Here is a 21467-nt window from a genome sequence, read left to right as displayed (position 1 = left end):
CTTCTTTTAATTGAGAATCGTATTTTTTGATAGCTGCCTGAGCATCTTTGATCGTATTTTTACGGGTTACGATTGAATCCTCAAGATCATCAAGTTCGCCTTTGATTTTTGAAATTCTAGTTTCTAATCCTAAAACATCATCTTCTAAATCGGCAACTTCCATTGGTAATTCACCACGTACCTGGCGAATTTTATCAATTTTAGTGTGGATATTTTGTAATTCGTATAAAGCTTTTAGCTTTTGTTCTACGGTTTGTTCCATTAAAACAAGTAATTTATGGGGTTTGTATTTTGCTCCGTTAAACGGATTGCAAAGTTAGTAAATTTTTTCTGAATAATTTCAAGCAATAAATTTGATGTAAATTGTTCAGTTTCAAAGTGTCCGATGTCTGCAATGATGATTTTTTCCTCTGCATCGAAAAACTCATGATATTTAAAATCAGCAGTGATAAATGCATCTGCTCCTGCTGCAATTGCATCCTTTAAAAGAAAACTCCCTGATCCGCCACAAACGGCAACTTTTTTTATTCTTTTAGCGATAACATCTGTGTGCCTAACCACTTTAGCCTGCATCCTATCTTTTACCAAATGAAGGAAATCATAGCCGTCCATGTCATATTCTAACCAGCCTACCATACCAGAGCCCACAAGCTGGTGCTTATTTTCCAATTTATAAATGTCATAAGCTACTTCTTCGTAAGGATGATTTTCGAAAAGTGCTACCAAAATTTTTCTTTCTGCCTGGGTGGGGTAAACCACCTCAATGCGCACTTCTGATTCTCTGTGACGAATGCCCTTTTCTCCAACAAAAGGATCAGCATCTTCATTACCCTTAAATGTTCCAAAACCATCAGCATTGAAGCTACATTCGCTATAGTTGCCAATATTGCCAGCGCCAGCATAAAATAAAGCAGAGCGTAATTGTTCTGACTGGGCTTGCGGACAATAAGTAACCAATTTTTTAAGTAAACCTGGTTTTGGTGAAAGTACTTTGGTTCCGGTTAAACCCAATCGTTCGCATATCCGGGCATTTACACCAGTGTGGATGGCATCTAAATTGGTATGAATGGCATACAAGGCAATATTATTTTTGATGGCCTTTAACACTACACGCTCCACGTAGTTTTTTCCGTTGAGCTTTTTTAGTCCTTTAAAAACGATTGGATGATGGGTGATTATTAGATTGCAACCTGTTGAAATGGCTTCATCCACAACCGATTCGATACAATCTAAAGCGACAAGCGCCGCACGAATTTCCATCTTAGGATCGCCAACGATCAAACCAGAGTTGTCGTAATCTTCCTGATAATTTAGTGGGGCAATGCTTTCCAGATAATTCGTTAGTTCTGATAATCTCATGGCATAAAGATATATAATTTGATGTTTTTGTGAGAGTGGATTTTTAATCTAATATTTTTCGTTAATGGCAGATTAACCGTCATTTCGAACGAATCCAAGAAATTATTTGAATTGAATTGCAAGGTTTATAGATCTCGTTGCTTTACTATGCTTCAATCTAGATGAAAATCTATTGCATCGAGGTTACCAGTCAGGTGGGCAATGGGCTACCCAAACCAAGCAAGGCAGGTGTTGCAATCTAAACCCGACAGAAACAAAAAGCCCGCAAACCCAATTTTTCATTGGGTGCGGACTTGAAGTGTATGGCGGGACCAACCTTAAAAAAGGCTTTTGTTTTTGCTTTCCAGATAATCAAATGTTTTATTGAAATCCGCCGCCCATTCTTACCATTTGCAAGCTCTCGAAAACCATTTTCTGGTTATATTCAAAAGCCAGGTTTTTGTGGTTAATTACATCTACGATGGTACCAATCATACATAAACCACCGGTAAAGAAATATAAAATACCCATTCCAATTTGTCCGATTACAAAGCGGTGGATTCCGGCGAACCCTAAAAATCCGATTAAGGCTAACAATAAAATTTCTGATGGTTGTTTTCTGCGGCTACCGTAAATCATTAAGAAATTACGCAACTGTTGTTCATTTAAACCTGTTGTAGCTTGTTGTAAATATGCATATTCTTCTGGCGTTATACCTGGTAACGACATTAAAGGCGATTGAAATATATCCATGGTTTCTATGTGTTTTTAGTTTGAATTTTAAATGTATTCTTATGTTTTATCAACGTATAAATTCTATAAATTATAATTAAAAGTGCCGGCAAACCAAACCAATGTTGAGAAAAGCTTTCGGTAAACTCGCCATGAAAAATATGACTGATCGACCTGCCCAACCCGCATCCCGGACACCAACCCTCGTAACCTAAATTGGCCAGCGGGCAAAGTGTAAAGTGATGCTCATGACTGTTTGCTGTTGCCAGTAACACTAAAGCTGTCACCCAGAACACAAGTTCTATTGGAAAGTTTTTTAAGTGTTTCATGCTTTCAATTTATATATTTTAGAGGATTTGAGCCAAGCTTTGTTACAAGGATAGACGTTTATTCGACGAACCATAAATTTAAACCGACGAATGAGGATTGGAACACGAGAAACTACGCACAAACTTAAAAAACCTTTAACAAAGTTTGCGGTTAAATATAAAAGATAAGCTTATTTTTGTGCCTTGAACATTCGCGATTTAATAAACAGATACAAAACCGACGATAGGGTAACCGAATTTACCAAGGCGTTGAACAGTACCAAAAACCCGAAGATACAATTAAAGGGATTGGTGGGTTCTGCCGATGCCATTGTTGCTCTTTCCTCTTATTTTTTACTGCACAAACCTTTGCTTTTTGTACTTCCTGACCGGGAAGAGGCAGCTTATTTTCAATCTGACCTGGAAAGTGTGCTGGATAAACAGGTTTTACTTTTCCCGTCTTCTTACCGGAAGTCCTTTGATTTTACCCAGGTTGATACCGCTAACGTTTTGGCTCGTGCCGAGGTTTTAAATGAATTGAATCATGATTCGGAATATGGCAAAATTGTAGTTTCTTACCCGGAAGCCATTGCTGAAAAAGTGATCGATCGTTCTGCTTTAGAAAAAAATACCTTGGAGATTTCTTTAGGCGCTAAGCTGGGCATAGATTTTATTAATGAGTTTTTAATCGATTACGATTTTGACAGACGAGATTTTGTTTACGAACCCGGGCAATTTTCAATTCGTGGTGGTATTGTAGATATTTTTTCTTTTTCTTCTGATTTACCTTACCGCATCGAGTTTTTTGGAGATGAAGTAGAGAGTATTCGAAGTTTTGAAATCGAAAGTCAGCTTTCAGTAACCGATGTGAAATCGCTAACCATTGTGCCAAATGTACAGGCAAAGTTTTTAACGGAAAGCAACATCAGCATTCTTGATTATATTGATCAGGATACACAACTCTGGTTCAAAGATGTAGAGTTTACTTTAGATATTGTAAAGGCTGGCTACAAAAAGGCAGTTGAACTGTGGAAAGCATTATCGCTGGATGATAAAAACAAAAATCCAGAGTGGATTGACCCTAAATTTGCTTTTAGTGATGAGAAATTATTAGGCGATCATTTGCATGATTTCCCTTTGGTGGAATTTGGCAAGCAGTTTTTCTACAAAACAGATCATCGCTTTGAGTTCGAAACAAAACCGCAGCCATCGTTCAATAAAGATTTCAACCTTTTAATCCACAATTTAAAAGAGAACGAAAAGGAGGGGATTGTAAATTTCATTTTTACAGATTCGCCAAAACAAATTGAGCGTTTGTATGCCATTTTAGAGGATATCGATAAAACTGCAAAGTTTACCCCGATCAATAGCATGTTGCGTGAGGGTTTTGTCGACCCAAAAATTCAAACTGCTTTCTACACTGACCATCAAATTTTCGATCGTTACTATAAATACAAGCTTAAAAAGGGTTATCAGAAAAGTCAGGCCATTACCCTTAAAGATCTTCGTGAGCTAAAATCGGGTGATTATGTAACCCATATTGATCACGGTATCGGAAAATATGCCGGATTGGAAAAAGTTGAAGTGAATGGCAAAACCCAGGAAATGATTCGCTTGATTTATGCTGATAATGATTTGCTTTATGTGAACATTAACTCCTTAAATCGCATTGCGAAATATAGTGGTAAGGAAAGTGGCGTACCTAAAATGAATAAATTAGGTACCGACGCCTGGGATAAACTCAAGAAAACAACAAAAAAAAAAGTTAAAGACATTGCCCGGGATTTGATTAAGCTTTATGCGATACGTAAAACCCAGGCTGGTACTGCCTTTTCTCCTGACGGATATTTACAAGCTGAATTGGAGGCTTCTTTTATTTATGAGGATACTCCGGATCAGTTAAAAGCCACTCAGGATAGTAAAAAAAGATATGGAATCGCCACATCCGATGGATCGATTGGTTTGTGGTGATGTGGGGTTCGGGAAGACAGAAATTGCCGTTCGTGCAGCTTTTAAAGCTGTTGCAGAAGGCAAACAAGCCGCTGTTTTAGTCCCCACCACTATCCTGGCTTTACAACATTTCAAAACATTCTCTTCAAGGTTAAAAGATTTTCCGGTTACGGTAGATTATATCAACCGCTTTAAAACCAATAAACAAATTAAAGATACTTTGGCCGAGGCCGCAGCTGGCAAGGTTGATATTTTGATCGGCACCCACCGTTTGCTGAGCAAGGATGTGAAGTTCAAAGATCTGGGTATTATGATTATTGATGAAGAGCAAAAATTTGGCGTAACTGCCAAAGAGAGATTAAAAGCTGTTCGTGTAAATGTAGATACGTTAACGCTTACCGCAACGCCAATTCCGAGAACATTACACTTTTCGTTGATGGGCGCCCGAGATTTATCCATCATCAGTACGCCACCACCGAATCGTCAGCCGGTTAGCACCGAGCTACATGTTTTCAATGACAAACTGATCCAGGAAGCGGTTCAATTTGAACTGGATCGTGGCGGACAGGTTTTCTTCATCCATAACCGGGTAAATGATTTGATGCAACTGGGCGGAATGATTCAAAAATTAGTGCCAAAAGCCAGGATTGGTATTGCTCACGGTCAGTTAGATGGCGACGCCCTGGAAGATGTGATGCTTGATTTTATCAACGGCGAAAAAGATGTTTTAGTTGCAACCACTATTATCGAAGCGGGTTTGGATATTCCGAATGCCAACACGATTATTATCAATCATGCGCATATGTTCGGCTTGAGCGATTTGCACCAAATGCGTGGTCGGGTAGGGCGGAGCAATAAAAAAGCTTTCTGTTATTTGTTATCACCACCGCTTTCAACTTTAACTTCTGAAGCCAGAAAACGTTTGAGCGCCATTGAAGAGTTTTCTGATTTGGGTAGCGGTTTCAACGTAGCGATGCGGGATTTAGATATCCGCGGCAGCGGAAACTTATTGGGTGCAGAGCAAAGTGGTTTCATTGCTGAAATTGGTTTTGAAATGTACCATAAAATTTTAGATGAGGCTATTCAGGAACTGAAAGAAGCTGAATTCAAAGGTTTGTTTGAAAATGAACCTGCTCGTCCGTTTGTTGGGTTTACACAAGTTGATACCGATTTGGAGCTTTACATACCTGATGCCTACATTACCAATATTACAGAGCGTTATAATTTATATACCGAGCTTTCTAAGCTTGATAATGAAACGGAGTTAGCGGTGTTTGAAAAACATTTAACCGATCGATTTGGTCCGGTTCCACCTCAGGTAAAAACCATGTTGAGTGTGGTCCGTTTGCAATGGCTGGGCAAAAAATTAGGCTTCGAGAAAATCAGTTTCAAGAAAAATAGTTTACGCGGTTATTTCTTAAGTGATAAGCAATCGGCTTATTTTGATTCCACTACTTTTACCAAGATTTTAACCTTTGCTCAAAATCATCCACGGATGTGTAACTTAAAGGAGGTTAAGAATACTTTACGTATCGCTTTTGATAATGTAAGCACGGTTGAAGAGGCTATTCAAACTTTGGCGTTAATCGATTAAAATGGATCCAACTTTATTGCTTGATTTGGTAAAAATGCAAATGCCCTATGGAAAATATAAGGGTTATTTGATTTGTAATATCCCGGAAAGTTATTTGCTTTGGTACAAGGATAAAGGTTTCCCCAAGGGTAAACTGGGCGATTTAATGGCCACAATGTTCGAGATCAGAGTTAACGGATTGGAGTATCTGTTAACACCATTGAAGAATGGGAATAGGTAACTCCTTTCTGAAATCGTCATTGCGAGGCACGAAGCAATCCTACAACGATCACTACAATACCAAAAGCATTAAGATTGCTTCGTGGCTCGCAATAACGGAAGCCTATATCTCACAGCCATTTTCATCACAAACGGCATCATTGTTTGTATTTAGCGAAGTGATCTGTGTTTTTGGTTGTGCCGATTTCCATTCCGTGAAACTTTGCGTCAATGCCTCAGTAAAAGCTTCTACAGGTTGTGCGCCAGAAACACCATATTTCCTGTCCATTACGAAATAAGGTACACCACGAATACCCAAATTCTGACTTTCATAAATATCATAACGAACAGCTTCAGCAAATTGATCACCATTTAAAACCTGTTCAGCTTCATTTTTATCTAAACCCATTTCACCAGCAATATCAATCAATACTTCTTTTTCACCTATATTTCTGCTATTCACAAAATGCGCTTCAAATAGTTTTTCTTCCGCTAAATCCTGTAAGCCATGCTTTGAAGCTAAATGAATTAACCGGTGGGCATCAAACGTATTGGCAGGAATATTTGTATCAAAATTGATTGTTAGGCCAGCATTTTCAGCCATGTCTACCACTTGCCTGGTCATTTGTTTGGCCTGTTCAATTGGCATTCCTTTGCTTCTAAACAAGTAGTCGTATATGGTTTCATTATCGGTGTTGTGGTATTCAGGATTAAGCTGATAACTTTTCCAATCCACAACAATTTCATCCTTAAAAGGTAAGTTTTCAATGGCTTGCTCGAAATGACGCTTACCGATATAGCAAAACGGACACATGACATCCGACCAGATTTCTACTTTCATGACATAAAAGTAGGTACTTTAAGCATAAAGCTTGGTAAGCATAAAGTAAAAAGGGCGCTATCTAAATGGATAGCGCCCCAGAGTTAGTTTTTCTAAATTTATTTATATAACTGATTGAAAATCAATTTAAATGTACCATGTGTTTGCGCCCTGAAAGCAATCTCCGGACCGAAAGCCAGTAATTTTCCCTTACCCACTTGAGCTTCAAAAGCGGTTACACCATCTTGCAGATAAGCCTGTCCCCATGCCCAGCCGCTGCGTAAAGGTTTTCCAGATGCAAACCACATTAAAGGTTTAATTTTCCCTGCGGATATTGCATCGCCGGTTAATTTAAATACCGGACTGTTGTCAAAATAAACATCTGCCTCTTTTTCCATTCCCCATACGGCTGGTTGCTTCGTGTCAACAGCAACGTTTAATACACTTCCCGGAACATAATATTTCTCTGCCGGAAGCCTTTTTTCTTCGCCATTCACAATCTCAACAACTGCATTGCGAACAGGAAGATTTAAATGATAGGCTAAACTGGTACTACTTCCAATAGTCACCACATTTCCGCCGGCTTCTAAAAACTTTTTCAACTCAGGGATAGATTTTTCTGCAGTAATTCTGCCTAAACGATTTCTAAATTCCTCGGGGATTTCCTCCGCCTTCGGACCAAAGTTTCTCGAACCAAAACCACCAGCCTGAACAGAAGGAATTGCTCCGCCAACAAAAATGATCACATCGTATTTCGATTTCAAATTTCCTGCGTCAATATCCTGAGGGTAAATCACTGTTGCGTTATAATGGTACTGTTCCATAATGAGACGCATCCAGCCTGAAGCCATTGAACCACCGTAATTATCCCATAAGGCTATTCTGGAAGCCGTAATCTTCATTTTATCTTTCGGTGCTGAAGCAGATTTTAATTTTACATTGGCTTTCTCCAGTATTGATTTTCCAGCAGATGATACATAAAAATCGCCATTCTCATTTGAACGATAAACTTCTACTTTGTTTTTTAATAAGTCGTTAACCGCTGTGTAAGAGTCATTCTGAGCTGCACTTAAAACGAAGCTCGATCCCGCTACTTTATTTTCCGGAACCAGTAATTTTCCGTACGGATTGCGCTCAAACGGTCCATTGAAATCGTTCTGAATCCGGTCGAACTTCACATCCATTAAATAGGCTAGGGTCCATCCTGCAGCGTCGTAAGGCGGAATAGGTGCGCCACCTTCGTATTTAAAATCATTGGGGTGATCTTGCGGTTCAAACATATCCAAAACATGTGGACGGAAAGCCTGATCGGTTTTAACGACATAACTCCCTGCCGGATAATTTTTGCCTTCAACGGTAAATGGAGCCATTGCCTTTTGCACGACAATACCAGTTCTAATTAACGCATTTAGAAATTTAATCGCCGAATTAAAATCCGCCTGGTCAGCAGACAAAATATAACCCCTCGGATCTCTGTTTGCAGGCGCATTCATTACGGTATCGAAATATTTTACGCTCATTGCCCTTCTTGATCCAAATTCCGAATCACCAGCATCTGCTGAACCAGAACCGCCTTTTTTAGCCGCAGCGTTAATGGCTTCTATTTTCTTTGGTGAGAATGACCAGGTATCTTTTTTACCTCTATCAATCGAATTTTTACCCATTTGATAGATGTTGAAAAGCAACTCATCAGCATGGCGTTGGGCGTAATTTAACACCGCGTAATTCAATGAAACAGAATAATCAATAGAGTTTTTAAAATACCATTTTCTCGGGGTAACCGGGTTTGGTGAATCACTATTTGGCAACAATCGCGATGGCACCAGCGGAATTTCTGATGGGGTAGGGCTGCCCACAATTTCAGTTAACAAACCGATCATATTGTGGAAATAAGTTGTCGTTCTCAAACCACCATTATACCAGGTAGAAAACACCGACCCTCCACGTTGTGTATAACCAGGCTTGCTTTCCACATTGAGTCGGGTATGCATCGCTGCTCCTACAGCATCTAAACTGGTTAAAAGTGTCGCATCAAAAACATAGTTAAAAGGATCGCGATAAGGTGGCCCCGCAACAACTGTTCCTGCTGGACCAGCCTGGTGATGGTTGTACATAATCTGCGGAATCCATTCAACAAAAAGCTGGCGCCCCATATTTTGAGTTTCTTTTAAATTGAGCATGAAAAAATCACGGTTATTATCGTGTCCGGCGTATTTTTCATACAGCCTTGGCCAGCCAGAAAGCACTCGTTTTTTTGGATCTTTTTCCCTCATGTACCAGTTGCTTACCAACTCTTGTCCATCTGGATTGGCATGGGTAAACAAAATGATCACATTATCCAGTATTTTCAAGGTTTCCGGATCTGTTTTAGAAGCAAATTCATAAGCTGTTTGAATCAATTGGTGTGCACCAACGGTTTCATTCGCATGCAAGCCGCCATCTATCCAAACCACTGCTTTCCCCTCTTGTGCTAGTGCCTTTGCCTGCTCAGGCGTAATTTCTGCATGAGCCAGTTGCTGAGAAATTTCTTTATACCGGGTTAAATTCTGAATATTTTCAGGAGAGGAAACAACCAGCATATATTGACTTCTTCCCTCTTCAGTTTTTCCTATGTCTACTAACTTAACACGTTTTGAAGTTTCAGCAAGCTTTTTAAAATAAGCTTCCGTTTGGGTGTAAGTTGCCAATTGATAATCATCGCCGATTGCAAAACCAAAATGAGATTTAGGCGATGGCACTTCCTGTGCAATGGCGCTGCTACTTACGATTAGAAAAGCTAAGGATAGCTTTCTAAAGTGTCTTTTAATCATAATTTAGGGTGTTTGTTGGATATTCAAATATAATTAGAAAACGATCTATATTATTGCTGATGTAAATTTGTTACAGTTTTTAACTTTCCAAATATTAGCAATGTTTAGCGGCTTCGGTTTGATAAATTCAGAATAATATTTGCCAACCATTAAAATTCCTCCTTGTTATTCGATACATTTGTTTCGATGTAAGTTCTTAACTTTATTTTTCATCAACCGATAGAGGTTTCCGATGTAATGTTGGAATTAAAAGGGAATCGTGTGCAAATCACGAGCTGTCGCGCAACTGTAAACGCTGTTCATCGAACAACTGTTTTATCATTCATGCCACTGTACTTTCGGGTATGGGAAGGCGATAAAACGGGGCGTAAGTCAGGAGACCTGCCAAATATCGAATTGACGGTGCTTTCGCGTAAAAAGAAACTGGTCAGGTCTGATAGGTACAATAAAATTAACCGTTTTATTAATTTCTCTAAGCTTTTGCTCAGACTGGATTTTCTGTGCCCTGACTTTTCCTTTTAATTTTGACAAGAAAACATTAAAAATATTGCTTTGAGGGCTTTTAACGATTTATTCACTTAATCTTTAAAAGAGATGCTAACGCAAAATCTAGGCTATCCGCGAATTGGTAGCCACCGCGAATTAAAGAAAATCTGCGAAAACTATTGGGCAGGTAAAACGGGGTACAAAAATGTACTTCAGGTAGGGAAAAACATCCGCCACGAAAATTGGAAACTTCAACAGGAAGCAGGAGTTGATATTATTCCATCCAATGATTTTTCATTTTACGATCATGTTTTAGACCATTCATTAACTTTTGGCGCAATTCCGAAGAGGTACAATGAGGTTATCCTCAAAAAAGGAAACTCTGAACTCGATTTGTACTTCGCAATGGCCAGAGGCTACCAAAAAGATGGCCTGGATGTAGTAGCCATGGAAATGACAAAATGGTTTGATACCAATTATCACTACATCGTTCCGGAATTCTACAAAGATCAGCCATTTAAGTTATTTTCAACTAAAATAATTGATGAGTTTTATGAGGCCAAGCAACTTGGCATCATCACCAAACCTGTTCTAATCGGCCCAATTTCATATCTTTTATTAGGCAAAGAAAAAGAAGCAGGTTTTGAAAAAATTGATCTGATTAAAAATCTTCTTCCGGTTTACCTGGATATTCTGACAAGATTAGTCTCACTCGACGTGGAATATGTGCAGTTTGATGAGCCATTTTTGACTTTAGATTTGTCTGAAAAAGAGCAAAAAGCCTATGAATATGCCTATAAAGAAATCAAAAAAGCATTTCCAAAGCTAAAAATTGTTCTGGCAACTTATTTTGAAGGGCTAGATAACAACTTGGATTTGGTGACATCGCTTCCCATGAAGGTACTACATATCGATTTGGTTCGTGCTGAGGTACAACTGGCGGAAGTTTTGCGCAGATTAAATGAAAAAACTATCCTATCGCTAGGTTTAGTTGATGGCCGGAATATCTGGAAAAACGATTACGACCATTCGCTATCACTTATTAACCATGCCCTACAAAAGTTGGGAGAAGATCGCGTTTGGATTGCACCGTCCTGCTCTCTAATTCATTGTCCGGTTGATCTCGAAAATGAAACCGATGATAAACATTTATCTCCAGAAATTAAACAATGGCTAGCCTACGCCAGGCAAAAAGTTGCTGAAGTGGTTACATTAAAAAAGCTGATTACGAACGAAAGCCCTGCATCTACCACGCAAAAACTTGAAGAGAATAAAAAAGCTTTAAGCAACAGAAAAACATCAAACTTAATTCATAACCCCATTGTTAAAGAACGTGTTGCAAACTTAGATGATAGCGATGCAGAAAGGTTGAGCCCATTTTCTTTGAGGAAAGTAAAGCAACAATCGCTGAATTTGCCTCGCTTTGCGACCACGACCATTGGATCTTTTCCGCAAACCACAGAAGTGAGAAGCTGGCGGGCAAAATTTAAAAATGGCACATACTCACAAAAGGAATATGATACCTTAATTGCCGAAGAAACCGCAAAAGCGGTAAAGTGGCAGGAAGACATTGACCTGGATGTATTGGTTCATGGTGAATTTGAGCGAAATGATATGGTTGAATACTTCGGTGAGCAATTGGATGGCTTTGCTTTCTCCAAAAACGGCTGGGTGCAGAGTTATGGATCACGTTGTGTGAAACCTCCAATTATTTATGGAGATGTTTCCCGCCCGCACCCTATGACCGTAAAATGGACTGCCTATGCGCAATCGCTAACTTCGAAATATATGAAAGGCATGTTAACAGGCCCGGTTACCATTTTACAATGGTCTTTTGTACGTAACGATCAGCCTCGCTCATTAACCTGTACACAAATCGCTTTAGCCATCCGTGATGAAGTTTCAGATTTAGAAAAAGCAGGAATCAAAATCATTCAAATCGATGAGCCTGCCATCAGAGAAGGTTTGCCTTTGCGCAAAGCAGAATGGCAGCACTATTTAAACTGGGCAGTAAAAGCCTTCAGAATCTCGGCCAGCAGCGTGAAAGACGAAACGCAAATCCACACCCATATGTGTTATTCAGAGTTTAATGATATCATTCAGAACATTGCTGATATGGACGCCGATGTGATTACGATTGAGACTTCGCGTTCGCAAATGGAGCTGCTGGATGCCTTTGCCAATTTCCAATATCCTAATGAAATTGGTCCGGGTGTTTATGATATCCACTCTCCCCGTGTACCAAAAAGGGAAGAAATGGTCCATTTGTTAAAGAAAGCGAAAGCGGTTATTCCGTCAGATCAGCTTTGGGTTAATCCAGACTGTGGACTAAAAACTCGTGGCTGGGACGAAACCAAAAAAGCTTTAATCGAAATGGTTGAAGCGGCGAAAGAAATGCGCAAAACAGAAGAAGTTTTAGTTACCGAGCCTGAGATAAATTAATACTTTTGCCACGGAAGCACGGAAATGATGGAAAAAGAAGATGTAATCATTTTCATTTTGTATTCCTGTTTCCGTGGCAATATTTATAAAACCAATCATGACCCTAGAAGAAAGAATTGAATACTCTAAAACCAGCATTTTTAAAGCTGTGTTTCCAAACACTACCAATCATTATGATACGCTTTTTGGCGGTACCGCTATGCATTTGATGGATGAAGTTGCTTTTATCACTGCCACCCGTTTTAGTCGTCAGATTATGGTAACGGTGAGTAGCGACCGGATCGATTTTAAAAAGCCCATCCCGGCCGGAACCATTGTTGAGCTCATAGGTAAGGTAAACCATGTTGGAAATACAAGCTTAAAAGTAAATGTGGAGATTTATATCGAACAGATGTATGCCGAAGGAAGAGAGTTAGCGGTACACGGCGATTTTACTTTTGTTGCCATTGATGAAAACAAAAAACCGGTACAGGTGATAAAATAATGTTGTAACGTTTCGCTAAAAAGTTATAAAAATTAATACCGTTTATTTTTTAGTTTTGGTTCATGCAGCATCAATATTCTGAAGAAGATTTAAAAAATATCGCAAAACAACTCAGTCATCCGGAAGGCGAATATGGAATTAAAACTGGCGAAACCATGAATGCCAGTAATATTGGAATGACCAATGCCGCTATTGAGGCTTTGAATCTCCACGATGGAGATAACATTCTTGAAATTGGACATGGAAATGGCGGGCATATTGCAGATTTGTTGAGTAAGGCTGAAAATTTGAAATATTCTGGTGCAGATATTTCGGAGACCATTATCGCTGAAGCAAAGAAATTAAATCAAGACTTTTTAACCAATGAAACTGTATATTTCCACTTAACCAATGGAATAGATTTACCTTTTGCCGATAATCAGTTTGAAAAGATCTTTACAGTGAATACCATTTACTTTTGGGATCGTCCTCATTACTACATTCAAGAAATTGTTAGGGTATTAAAACCAGGTGGTAAGTTTGTGTTGTGTTTCGCTGATAAAACCTTCATGGAAAATCTGCCTTTCACAAAATATGGCTTCACCCTATATGAGATAGAAGCTGTGATTGATTTATTAAAAAACGTTGGCTTTAGTAACGGTAAATTCGAAAAGAAAACGGAACATATAAAAAGTAATGTAGGATTGATGGTTGAAAGAGATTATTATGTAGTGATTGGCTGTTAATAGGTAATCTACCTATGTTATTAAACCCGATTGCAGCGGCATCCCCAAATTTTTTCTATTTGGGATATAGCGAAAAGCGGGACTAATGGCCGCCAGGAGCATCAACCATTAATTCCAAAGAATTAATACAAAATCAAATACAAATAGGCGTAAACTACTGGTGCGGCTAACAATAATCCATCAAAACGATCGAGCAGGCCACCATGTCCGGGAAGTAAACCTCCGCTGTCTTTGGTATCCAAACTGCGTTTTAACATCGATTCTACTAAATCGCCTAAGGTACCGAAGCAAGCAATTAAAACCGCCATTCCTGCCCAAACCCACGCCTGGTTTTCTATAAATAAAAATGATAAACCGAAAGACACTAAAACGGCAGTGAATACGCCACCAAAAAAACCTTCCCAGCTCTTCTTCGGCGAATGACGTTCGAAAAGTTTGCGTTTACCATATTTTACGCCGAAGAGATAGGCGCCTGTATCATTTGCCCAAAGCATTAATAAAAATGCTAATGGAAAGTGGAAGTTATATTCGTGCCAGTTCTTTAAAAATCCCAGTGCATGGAAAAAGCAAAACGGAATGGTTACATACACAAAGCCAACAAATGTGTATGAAATATTGGCAAAGGGAATTTTATTCTTTTTATATAACTCAGTGATAAAAACCGAAAAGATTAAGGGAATACAAAGCAAGAGGTATTTAACATCGTATTGCAAATAATGTAAACCCGCTGCCATGAAAAATATTAACGCTCCCGCTGCCAAACCGATGTTTCTATGCGGACGAATGCCAGAGTTTTTAATTAGTTTATAAAATTCGAATAGCGATAATACGCTTAAAATAAGGTAAAATATGGTAAAAGTGTAGCTCCCCAAAAAGATGGAACCCAACATCACGATGGTAAAAAAGAAAGCGGTTATTGCTCTGGTTTTCATTAAGGCTTGAGGTAAAAGGTGTAGGATTTAAGGTGACGATGTTCCTTACTCAATTTCGTTTTCAACGATGTATTCTATGGCTTTATCGAAATCTGACTTATTCACTAAAACATTTATCTCACCAATATTGTAAGCCGATAGTTGTTTATTAATCGTCACGGCAGGAATTCCCGCTTCCGTTAATCCCTGCTTTAATACCTCAGCAGCGAAGGTGTTGCTTGTAGTATATACTTTAATCCAGTTTTCGCTCACGTTCTGCGTTATCTTTAAAAAATTTAAACAAAGCTATGGTAATTATTGCACTAATTAAATAGCCATACCAGGGAAAACCAATCGGTTCATCTGCTTTATCTAATGGCATGTTATGTTTTTGCATGTAAAAGGCCGCACAAACTGCGTAAGCGTTGTTAATAAAGTGTGCAATCATGGCGTACCAAAGGCTTCCGCTATAAAAATACAAATAACCAAAACCAGCGCCCAAAAGCATGCGGGGAATAAAGCCATAAAACTGAACATGAATGGCGCTGAAAATAATGGCCGTTAACCATATTGCTAAATGCGGACTGTTAAATGCTTTGGTTAGCGAACGTTGAACGCCTCCACGAAACATCAGTTCTTCACCGATAGCAGGCAGAAGAGCAATCATCACCAGGTTGACCACGAAATCAAGGTTACCCCGAACAGTGATCAGCGCTATAGTAAGCTTCATTGCAGCTTCCTCTTTTTCCTTCATCCATTGTTCGACACCTTTTAAAAAATTAGGAAGAACCATTTTCTGATTTATCAGCACCGTCCATTCCATAAATGGCATGCTTGCAATCATAATGATGACAACCAAAGCAACCAGCAGAAACTGAGGTTTACGAAAACTATAAAATACATTTACTTTCCTGCGTTCTGTCCACGCCAGTGCTAAAGGCGGTAGTATAAAAGTGCCTATTGAACTGAGTATTTGAATAATTTTTAACCCATCAATATATTTTGGATCTCCAGACATGAGCAGGTCGAGATTACTCACCATGCCCAGGCCATAAATCATTAAAACGATTACAACTGCCAATAAACCAAATACAAAAGCTCCCGCTACTGCGTAAAATAAAAGTAAAAGTAATTGTAAGAAAGGATTGATTTCCTCCTTGTTAGGTGTTACAAAATTCATTATTTGTACCTTTGTATGTTTTTATTAATTGTTGAAGATAGAGAATGTCTGTAAAGATAGGAAATATAGATTTAGGCGAGTTCCCATTATTGCTAGCGCCAATGGAGGATGTAAGTGATCCGCCTTTCCGTTATGTGTGTAAACAAAACGGGGCAGATTTGATGTATACGGAATTTATTTCATCGGAGGGCTTGATTCGTGATGCGGCAAAAAGCTTGCAGAAACTAGATATTTTTGAATATGAAAGGCCAATTGGCATCCAGATTTTTGGTGGCGATATCGAGCACATGCGTGAAGCTTCTGAAATTGCATCAGCTGCAGGGCCAGATTTAGTGGACATTAATTATGGCTGTCCCGTTAAAAATGTAGTTTGTAAGGGTGCCGGTTCCAGCTTACTTCGCGATATCGATAAAATGGTTAAGATGACTGAAGCCGTGGTTAAAGCTTCGCATTTACCTGTCACGGTAAAAACCCGTTTAGGTTGGGATGACGATAGCAAAAACGTTTATGAAGTTGCCGAGCGTTTGCAGGATGTTGGCATTCAGGCGCTCACCATCCACGGCAGAACAAGAGCACAATTATACAAAGGGGAGGCCGATTGGAGTTTGATTCGCGAAATCAAACGCAATCCCCGTATTAAGATTCCAATTTTCGGAAACGGTGATGTTGATAGTCCGGAAAAGGCGGCGAACTGGCGCATGGAATATGAAGTTGATGGCATCATGATTGGCAGGGCCGCCATTGGTTACCCCTGGATTTTTCGTGAAGTAAAACACTTCTTCAAAACCGGCGAACATTTACCTGGACCAACCATTGAAGAGCGAATTGACGTTTGCCGTACCCATTTGGATAAGTCACTGGAATGGAAAGGTCCAAAAACCGGAATTTTTGAAATGAGAAGGCATTATGCTAACTATTTTAAGGGTTTGCCTGATTTTAAACCATATCGCATGCGCCTGGTTGCAGAACCAGATATCAATAACATTTACAGTATTTTAGAAGAAGTGGCAGAGAAGTTTGCCAACTATGACGCCACAAAAGTACTGGCGTGATTTTTGAATTGATTTTTTTTACATTCGTTACAACCATGGTTACAGCAATTACAGACGGTGTTAAAGTTTCGGTAGAAACTGTTTACCAACCAGAATACTCCAATCCGGTTAATGAACATTTTATGTTTGCTTATCGTGTAGAAATTTCAAATTTATCTGACTATGCTGTTCAGCTGATGCGTCGCCAATGGTTTATTTTCGATTCTAACAGTAGTCGGAGAGAAGTAGAGGGAGAGGGCGTTGTTGGTCTTCAACCTATTATTCAGCCAGGAGAAACACATGTTTACGTTTCAGGATGTAACCTAAAAACAGATATGGGTAGCATGAGAGGAATGTATTTAATGAAACGTTTAATGGATGAATCGGAGTTTGATGTAGATATTCCGGAGTTTCAGTTGGTGGCGCCGTATAAATTAAATTAATTCCTTCTTCATTTATAATTTCTTACTGATTGCCTCAGATAAGACACGTAGATCTAAAATGATTTCTATCGTTTAAAATCGATCTTGAAAAAGAATTAATAAAACTTCGAATCCTCATTTTGATACAAGCAGAAAATTAAAGATAGTTCAACAAAAAAGCGGCTAGGAATTTCCTAAACCGCTTTCGTTTTTCATAGATAATATTTTAATTTAATCTCTGCCTCTTCCAAAAAGCATCGAAGCATAATAAAGTAAGTTTGCCAAAGCACCAACAGCAGCAACTACATAAGTCATCGCAGCCCACCATAGGGCGTCTTTTGCTTGAGAATTCTCCTCTTGCGTTTGCATCACACCTGGATTGTTCTTTAACCAAGCCAGTGCTCTGTTACTCGCATCGAACTCAACTGGTAAGGTAATGATGCTAAATATGGTAACCAAGGCTAATCCTACAACACCGATAGCCAAAACGATTGGCGTTACAGAGAAAACCAATAACATTACCCCTAACAGCAATACCCATTGCAACAGGTTTGATGATATGCTTACTACAGGTACCATTGTACTGCGCAGGTTGAGCCACGAATAAGATTTCGCATGTTGTACGGCATGCCCACATTCATGTGCGGCAACTGCGGCAGCGGCTACACTACGGCTGTAATAAACGTCTGTACTTAAATTTACGGTTCTATCTGATGGATTGTAGTGATCGGTTAATTGTCCTTCGGTGCTCATCACTTTCACATCGTATATTCCGTTATCATGTAGCATTCTTTCTGCTACCTCTTTGCCCGATAAACCTGAGCTGAGTTGCATTTCTGCATATCTAGAAAACTTGTTTCTAAAACGCCACTGCACAAACATGCTCAGCAATAATACCGGGATGATTATGACTAAATAAACTCCCATTTCTTTTCTGTATGTTTTTCAATTTGACTTATATCAAAAAGCGTTCCCATAATATTTGGTGTTCATTTTATCTTACATTTATACCATGGATAATAATATTTCTTATTGGGAGAAAAGCAGTTTTTTCAATTATGATGTTATTGTGGTGGGCAGCGGCATTGTTGGTCTAAATGCTGCTATTCACCTAAGAAAGTCTTTTCCAAATTTGAATGTTGCCATTTTGGAAAGTGGATTTTTACCTTCGGGCGCCAGCACTAAAAATGCAGGTTTTGCATGTTTTGGCAGCGTTTCTGAACTGATCGAACAGGAAAAAAACACCAATCCAGATGGCCTATATCGCATCATTGAAAGGCGCTGGCGAGGCCTACTTAAACTCCGGAAACTGCTAGGCGATAAGACTATAGATTATCAGCCTTTAGGAGGATATGAATTATTTAAGAATGAGGATGTTGATCTACTTAATCTTTGTGTATCGAAAATTGAACATTTCAATTATCTGATTAAAAATATTGTAGGTGAAGATGCCTTTTCTTTAAGTAATGATAAAATTAATTTGTTTGGTTTTGGAAGGATTAACCATATAATCTCCAACCAATACGAAGCACAGATTGATACCGGAAAGATGATGTTTGCCTTAATTCGATATGCGCAATCGATAGGGATTACTATTCTGAACAACTGCTCGATAAATCAGATAAACCGGTCGAAACAAATTACTGTATCCACCAATCAAGGTCAGTTTACCTGCAAAAAGTTAATTTTAGCAACAAATGCTTACATCAAAAATTAATTCCATCTATTAATATCGAACCGGGAAGAGGGCAGGTTATCATCACGAAACCTATTAAGAACCTAAAAGCCGCAGGTACTTTCCATTACGATAAGGGCTACTATTACTTTAGAAACATCAATAACCGAATTTTATTAGGCGGAGGAAGAAATATCGATTTTGAGGCAGAGAAAACTACCACATTCGGACAGACACCATCTGTTCAGTTGGCTTTAGAAAATTTACTTAAAACCGTGATTTTGCCAAACCAAAAATTCGAGATCGATTTGAGATGGAGCGGAATTATGGCCTTTGGCAATACACTAGAACCATTAATTGCTGAAGTGGAGCATGATATTTTCTGCGCTACCAGGTGCAATGGCATGGGAATAGCAATAGGTTCGCAAAGTGGAGAAGATGTTGCAGAACTCGTTATTAAATCCGGCCTTTAATTAAGTGCAGTGCTCATCTTTTTAACTTTCTCGGAATAACTTTCATTTGGTACGATCCAGCGGGTAACCTCATTTTCCCATTGTTTCAGTTTTTCCTTGTTCATTAGTTTATAATACTGAAAGGCAATATTAAAAGCCATATCTGCTTTTGCAGTTTCATCAATGCATTCTTTAATGGCATAATAATACATTTCTTCTGCTTGTTTTAACTCGTTTGAATTGGTTTGCTTAAATACAAGCGACTTATATAATTCACAATTAGTTTGTCTTCCTTCAGAAACATCAGCCAATGCTTCTCCTAAATATAAGTTGGCCAATACTTCTTGTTTTTGGCCATTATAGGCCCAGAAGAACTCCCGATCTAAGCCCGGATAGTTACGGTCTTTGCTTCGAGCTTGTTTCAAAAACTTTAGCGCTTTTTTAGCATCGCCCCACCTATTGTAAGTGCTGCCCCACCTAAATAAGCGATCTGCATTTTGATCATCTGTCCGGAATCGGCTAAGCCAGTCTGGTTTGGCCTGTACTTTTAATTCCGCTAGCCGGCTAGCGGGAATTTCTGCCACCACAACTTTATTAGGCGCCAACCTTAACTTCATATTCTTATTCTTTCTAGCTATGTACCTGGATAGACTATCAATTCGAAAAGTACCCTCCAGGTTAAATGTCAAGCCTGCAGAATTATCAAGGTAAATGAAACCAAAGTAGTAATGTATTGAATCTTCAGCCTTTACCGCAACCCATTTATCTTCACAATCGATTAAAAGTTTATCAAATTTTAGGTCAGTTTGGGCTTTTACTCCAATTGAGCAGAGCACAAGAAGGCAAAATAGCAGTTTCATAAAAGGAAATTTGTGTGTTACTTAAAGATAACAGTTTTATTTCCACTAACAAAAACCCGATCTTCAAAAATTAACTCCAATGCTTCTAAAAGCACCTTTTTTTCAATTTCTTTTCCTGCTCTAACCATTTCTTTCACGCCAAAATTATGATCAATGTGTGTAGTATGCTGGGTAATAATAGGCCCTTCATCTAAATGATCTGTAACAAAATGGGCCGTTGCGCCGATGATTTTCACGCCTCTTTCAAATGCCTGGCGGTAAGGATTTGCACCAATAAATGCGGGCAAGAATGAATGATGGATATTAATTACCTTACCATCGTAATCTTTAACAAATTCTGCAGATAGAATGCGCATAAATTTGGCGAGCACCAGGTAATTTAAATCAAACTGATTCAATATTGCTTTAATTTCTTTTTCAAATTGAGTTTTATCCTTGCCGTTATGATCGACGTAAAAATAAGGAATGCCCAGTTTTTCAGTAAAATCGCGAAGCGATTCATAGTTGCCAATTACGCATTTAACATTTGCACCAAGCGTTTTAAATTGGTTTTTAATTAGAATCTCTGCCAGGCAATGATATTCTTTAGTAACCAAAATGGCAATTTGTTTTTCTTGCTGATCAATTACATTCACCTCCGCTTCGGGTGGTAACGATTCTAGAAGTTTCTGCTCCAGACGGGTTTTATTCTCTAAATTACCGGTACAGGCTATGCGGGTAAAAAATGCTTTGTTTGCTTCATCAACAAATTCTCGCATGGCTATGATATTCAGTTGATGAGCCGCTAATACGCTGGTGATGTTAGTAACAAGTCCGACTTGATCCGGACAGGAAATGAGGATGGTTAATTCGTTCATTAATCATAATTTATACCCAATGATAAGAAATTCATTGGCAGAAATTTTATCAGCGTATAATATTTATTAACTGATGAGCCATTTTTACTTCTGAAACTCATCATAAAAATCAAAAATTATAAACAGCTGTTGTCACGATAGAATTAATCATAGCAAAATATTTTGGTAAAGCTGTTTTAAATTTCGATTTTT

General features: G+C 38.7%; 19 protein-coding genes, 2 pseudogenes and 1 riboswitch. Of the genes and pseudogenes, 9 read left to right on the top strand and 12 right to left on the bottom strand.

All coding sequences use genetic code 11. The annotated features are described in order from the left end of the window. The 4 genes and pseudogenes from ON09_RS01920 to ON09_RS01900 form a co-directional block, all read right to left on the bottom strand. Positions 1-262, bottom strand: a pseudogene (locus ON09_RS01920) (hypothetical protein); the annotation flags it as partial. Then, on the bottom strand, positions 262-1359 hold the full coding sequence (locus ON09_RS01915; RefSeq protein WP_010599374.1) for a Nif3-like dinuclear metal center hexameric protein: 1098 nt from the start codon (positions 1357-1359) through the stop codon (positions 262-264). The gene ON09_RS01915 and the pseudogene ON09_RS01920, both read right to left, overlap by 1 nt. A gap of 360 nt (positions 1360-1719) precedes the next feature. Beyond that, on the bottom strand, positions 1720-2091 hold the full coding sequence (locus ON09_RS01905) for a TM2 domain-containing protein (RefSeq protein WP_010599373.1): 372 nt from the start codon (positions 2089-2091) through the stop codon (positions 1720-1722). A 5-nt stretch (positions 2092-2096) separates the two neighbouring features. Beyond that, a complete protein-coding gene (locus tag ON09_RS01900; protein WP_010599372.1) occupies positions 2097-2399 on the bottom strand; it encodes a DUF2752 domain-containing protein in 303 nt (100 codons plus the stop codon). Positions 2400-2582: 183 nt separating this feature from the next. Between ON09_RS01900 and mfd the strand changes: the two are divergent. Together mfd and ON09_RS01890 are read left to right on the top strand one after the other, a co-directional pair. Continuing rightward, positions 2583-5922: pseudogene (gene mfd, locus ON09_RS01895) on the top strand (transcription-repair coupling factor). Between the two features lies 1 nt (position 5923). Continuing rightward, positions 5924-6142: a DUF3820 family protein gene (locus ON09_RS01890; protein ID WP_010599371.1), complete on the top strand. Its 219-nt coding sequence runs from the start codon at positions 5924-5926 to the stop codon at positions 6140-6142. 102 nt (positions 6143-6244) lie between these two features. Here ON09_RS01890 and ON09_RS01885 read toward each other — a convergent pair whose 3' ends face one another. Both ON09_RS01885 and ON09_RS01880 read right to left on the bottom strand, forming a co-directional pair. Next, entirely contained in the window at positions 6245-6961 is a 717-nt protein-coding gene (locus ON09_RS01885; RefSeq protein WP_010599370.1) for a DsbA family oxidoreductase, read from the bottom strand. Positions 6962-7059: 98 nt separating this feature from the next. Continuing rightward, a complete protein-coding gene (locus ON09_RS01880; RefSeq protein ID WP_010599369.1) occupies positions 7060-9750 on the bottom strand; it encodes a M14 family metallopeptidase in 2691 nt (896 codons plus the stop codon). A gap of 206 nt (positions 9751-9956) precedes the next feature. Beyond that, positions 9957-10154: riboswitch (cobalamin riboswitch) on the top strand. Positions 10155-10344: 190 nt separating this feature from the next. On the opposite strand from ON09_RS01880, the gene metE reads away from it, so the two are divergent. The 3 genes from metE to ON09_RS01865 all read left to right on the top strand — a co-directional run bounded on the left by metE (position 10345) and on the right by ON09_RS01865 (position 13887). Further along, positions 10345-12678, top strand: coding sequence for a 5-methyltetrahydropteroyltriglutamate--homocysteine S-methyltransferase (gene metE / locus ON09_RS01875; protein ID WP_010599368.1), 2334 nt, complete (start codon positions 10345-10347; stop codon positions 12676-12678). A gap of 97 nt (positions 12679-12775) precedes the next feature. After that, positions 12776-13162 (top strand): acyl-CoA thioesterase, encoded by a 387-nt coding sequence (locus ON09_RS01870; RefSeq protein WP_010599367.1) that lies wholly within the window; start codon positions 12776-12778, stop codon positions 13160-13162. Between the two features lie 62 nt (positions 13163-13224). Beyond that, entirely contained in the window at positions 13225-13887 is a 663-nt protein-coding gene (locus ON09_RS01865; RefSeq protein ID WP_010599366.1) for a class I SAM-dependent methyltransferase, read from the top strand. 122 nt (positions 13888-14009) lie between these two features. Here the strand turns inward: ON09_RS01865 and ON09_RS01860 are convergent, their stop codons facing one another. Genes ON09_RS01860 through ON09_RS01850 form a run of 3 tightly spaced genes read right to left on the bottom strand, consistent with a single transcriptional unit; the run spans position 14010 to position 15978 of the window. Next, the gene (locus ON09_RS01860; protein WP_010599365.1) at positions 14010-14819 is read right to left on the bottom strand and encodes a phosphatidate cytidylyltransferase; all 810 of its coding nucleotides are present in this window, start codon (positions 14817-14819) and stop codon (positions 14010-14012) included. 45 nt (positions 14820-14864) lie between these two features. Then, positions 14865-15071, bottom strand: a complete 207-nt coding sequence (locus tag ON09_RS01855) for a putative signal transducing protein (RefSeq protein WP_010599364.1) — start codon at positions 15069-15071, stop codon at positions 14865-14867. After that, positions 15052-15978, bottom strand: a complete 927-nt coding sequence (locus ON09_RS01850) for a CPBP family intramembrane glutamic endopeptidase (RefSeq protein ID WP_010599363.1) — start codon at positions 15976-15978, stop codon at positions 15052-15054. Before ON09_RS01850 ends, ON09_RS01855 begins: the two co-directional genes overlap by 20 nt. A 44-nt stretch (positions 15979-16022) precedes the next feature. On the opposite strand from ON09_RS01850, the gene dusB reads away from it, so the two are divergent. Together dusB and apaG are read left to right on the top strand one after the other, a co-directional pair. After that, complete coding sequence (dusB, locus tag ON09_RS01845) at positions 16023-17030, top strand: tRNA dihydrouridine synthase DusB (protein ID WP_010599362.1); 1008 nt, start codon at positions 16023-16025, stop codon at positions 17028-17030. A gap of 35 nt (positions 17031-17065) precedes the next feature. Further along, positions 17066-17452 (top strand): Co2+/Mg2+ efflux protein ApaG, encoded by a 387-nt coding sequence (gene apaG, locus ON09_RS01840; RefSeq protein ID WP_029204051.1) that lies wholly within the window; start codon positions 17066-17068, stop codon positions 17450-17452. A gap of 210 nt (positions 17453-17662) precedes the next feature. On the opposite strand, the gene ON09_RS01835 is transcribed toward apaG, so the two are convergent. Next, positions 17663-18358: a zinc metallopeptidase gene (locus tag ON09_RS01835; RefSeq protein WP_010599360.1), complete on the bottom strand. Its 696-nt coding sequence runs from the start codon at positions 18356-18358 to the stop codon at positions 17663-17665. A gap of 85 nt (positions 18359-18443) precedes the next feature. Between ON09_RS01835 and ON09_RS26440 the strand changes: the two genes are divergently transcribed. Then, positions 18444-19148 (top strand): NAD(P)/FAD-dependent oxidoreductase, encoded by a 705-nt coding sequence (locus ON09_RS26440; protein WP_202947100.1) that lies wholly within the window; start codon positions 18444-18446, stop codon positions 19146-19148. Continuing rightward, positions 19037-19579, top strand: coding sequence for an FAD-dependent oxidoreductase (locus ON09_RS26435; RefSeq protein ID WP_202947101.1), 543 nt, complete (start codon positions 19037-19039; stop codon positions 19577-19579). The genes ON09_RS26440 and ON09_RS26435 overlap by 112 nt, the downstream gene beginning before the upstream one ends. Here ON09_RS26435 and ON09_RS01825 read toward each other — a convergent pair. Then, positions 19576-20418: a hypothetical protein gene (locus ON09_RS01825; RefSeq protein WP_010599359.1), complete on the bottom strand. Its 843-nt coding sequence runs from the start codon at positions 20416-20418 to the stop codon at positions 19576-19578. The genes ON09_RS26435 and ON09_RS01825 overlap by 4 nt on opposite strands. A 17-nt stretch (positions 20419-20435) precedes the next feature. Next, positions 20436-21275: a formyltetrahydrofolate deformylase gene (purU, locus tag ON09_RS01820; RefSeq protein ID WP_010599358.1), complete on the bottom strand. Its 840-nt coding sequence runs from the start codon at positions 21273-21275 to the stop codon at positions 20436-20438. Positions 21276-21467 lie beyond the last annotated feature (192 nt).

Source organism: Pedobacter agri PB92, assembly GCF_000258495.1.
Lineage (GTDB): Bacteria > Bacteroidota > Bacteroidia > Sphingobacteriales > Sphingobacteriaceae > Pedobacter > Pedobacter agri.
The sequence above is the reverse complement of the archived record's forward strand: the minus strand, read 5'-3'. Positions and strand labels throughout refer to the sequence as shown.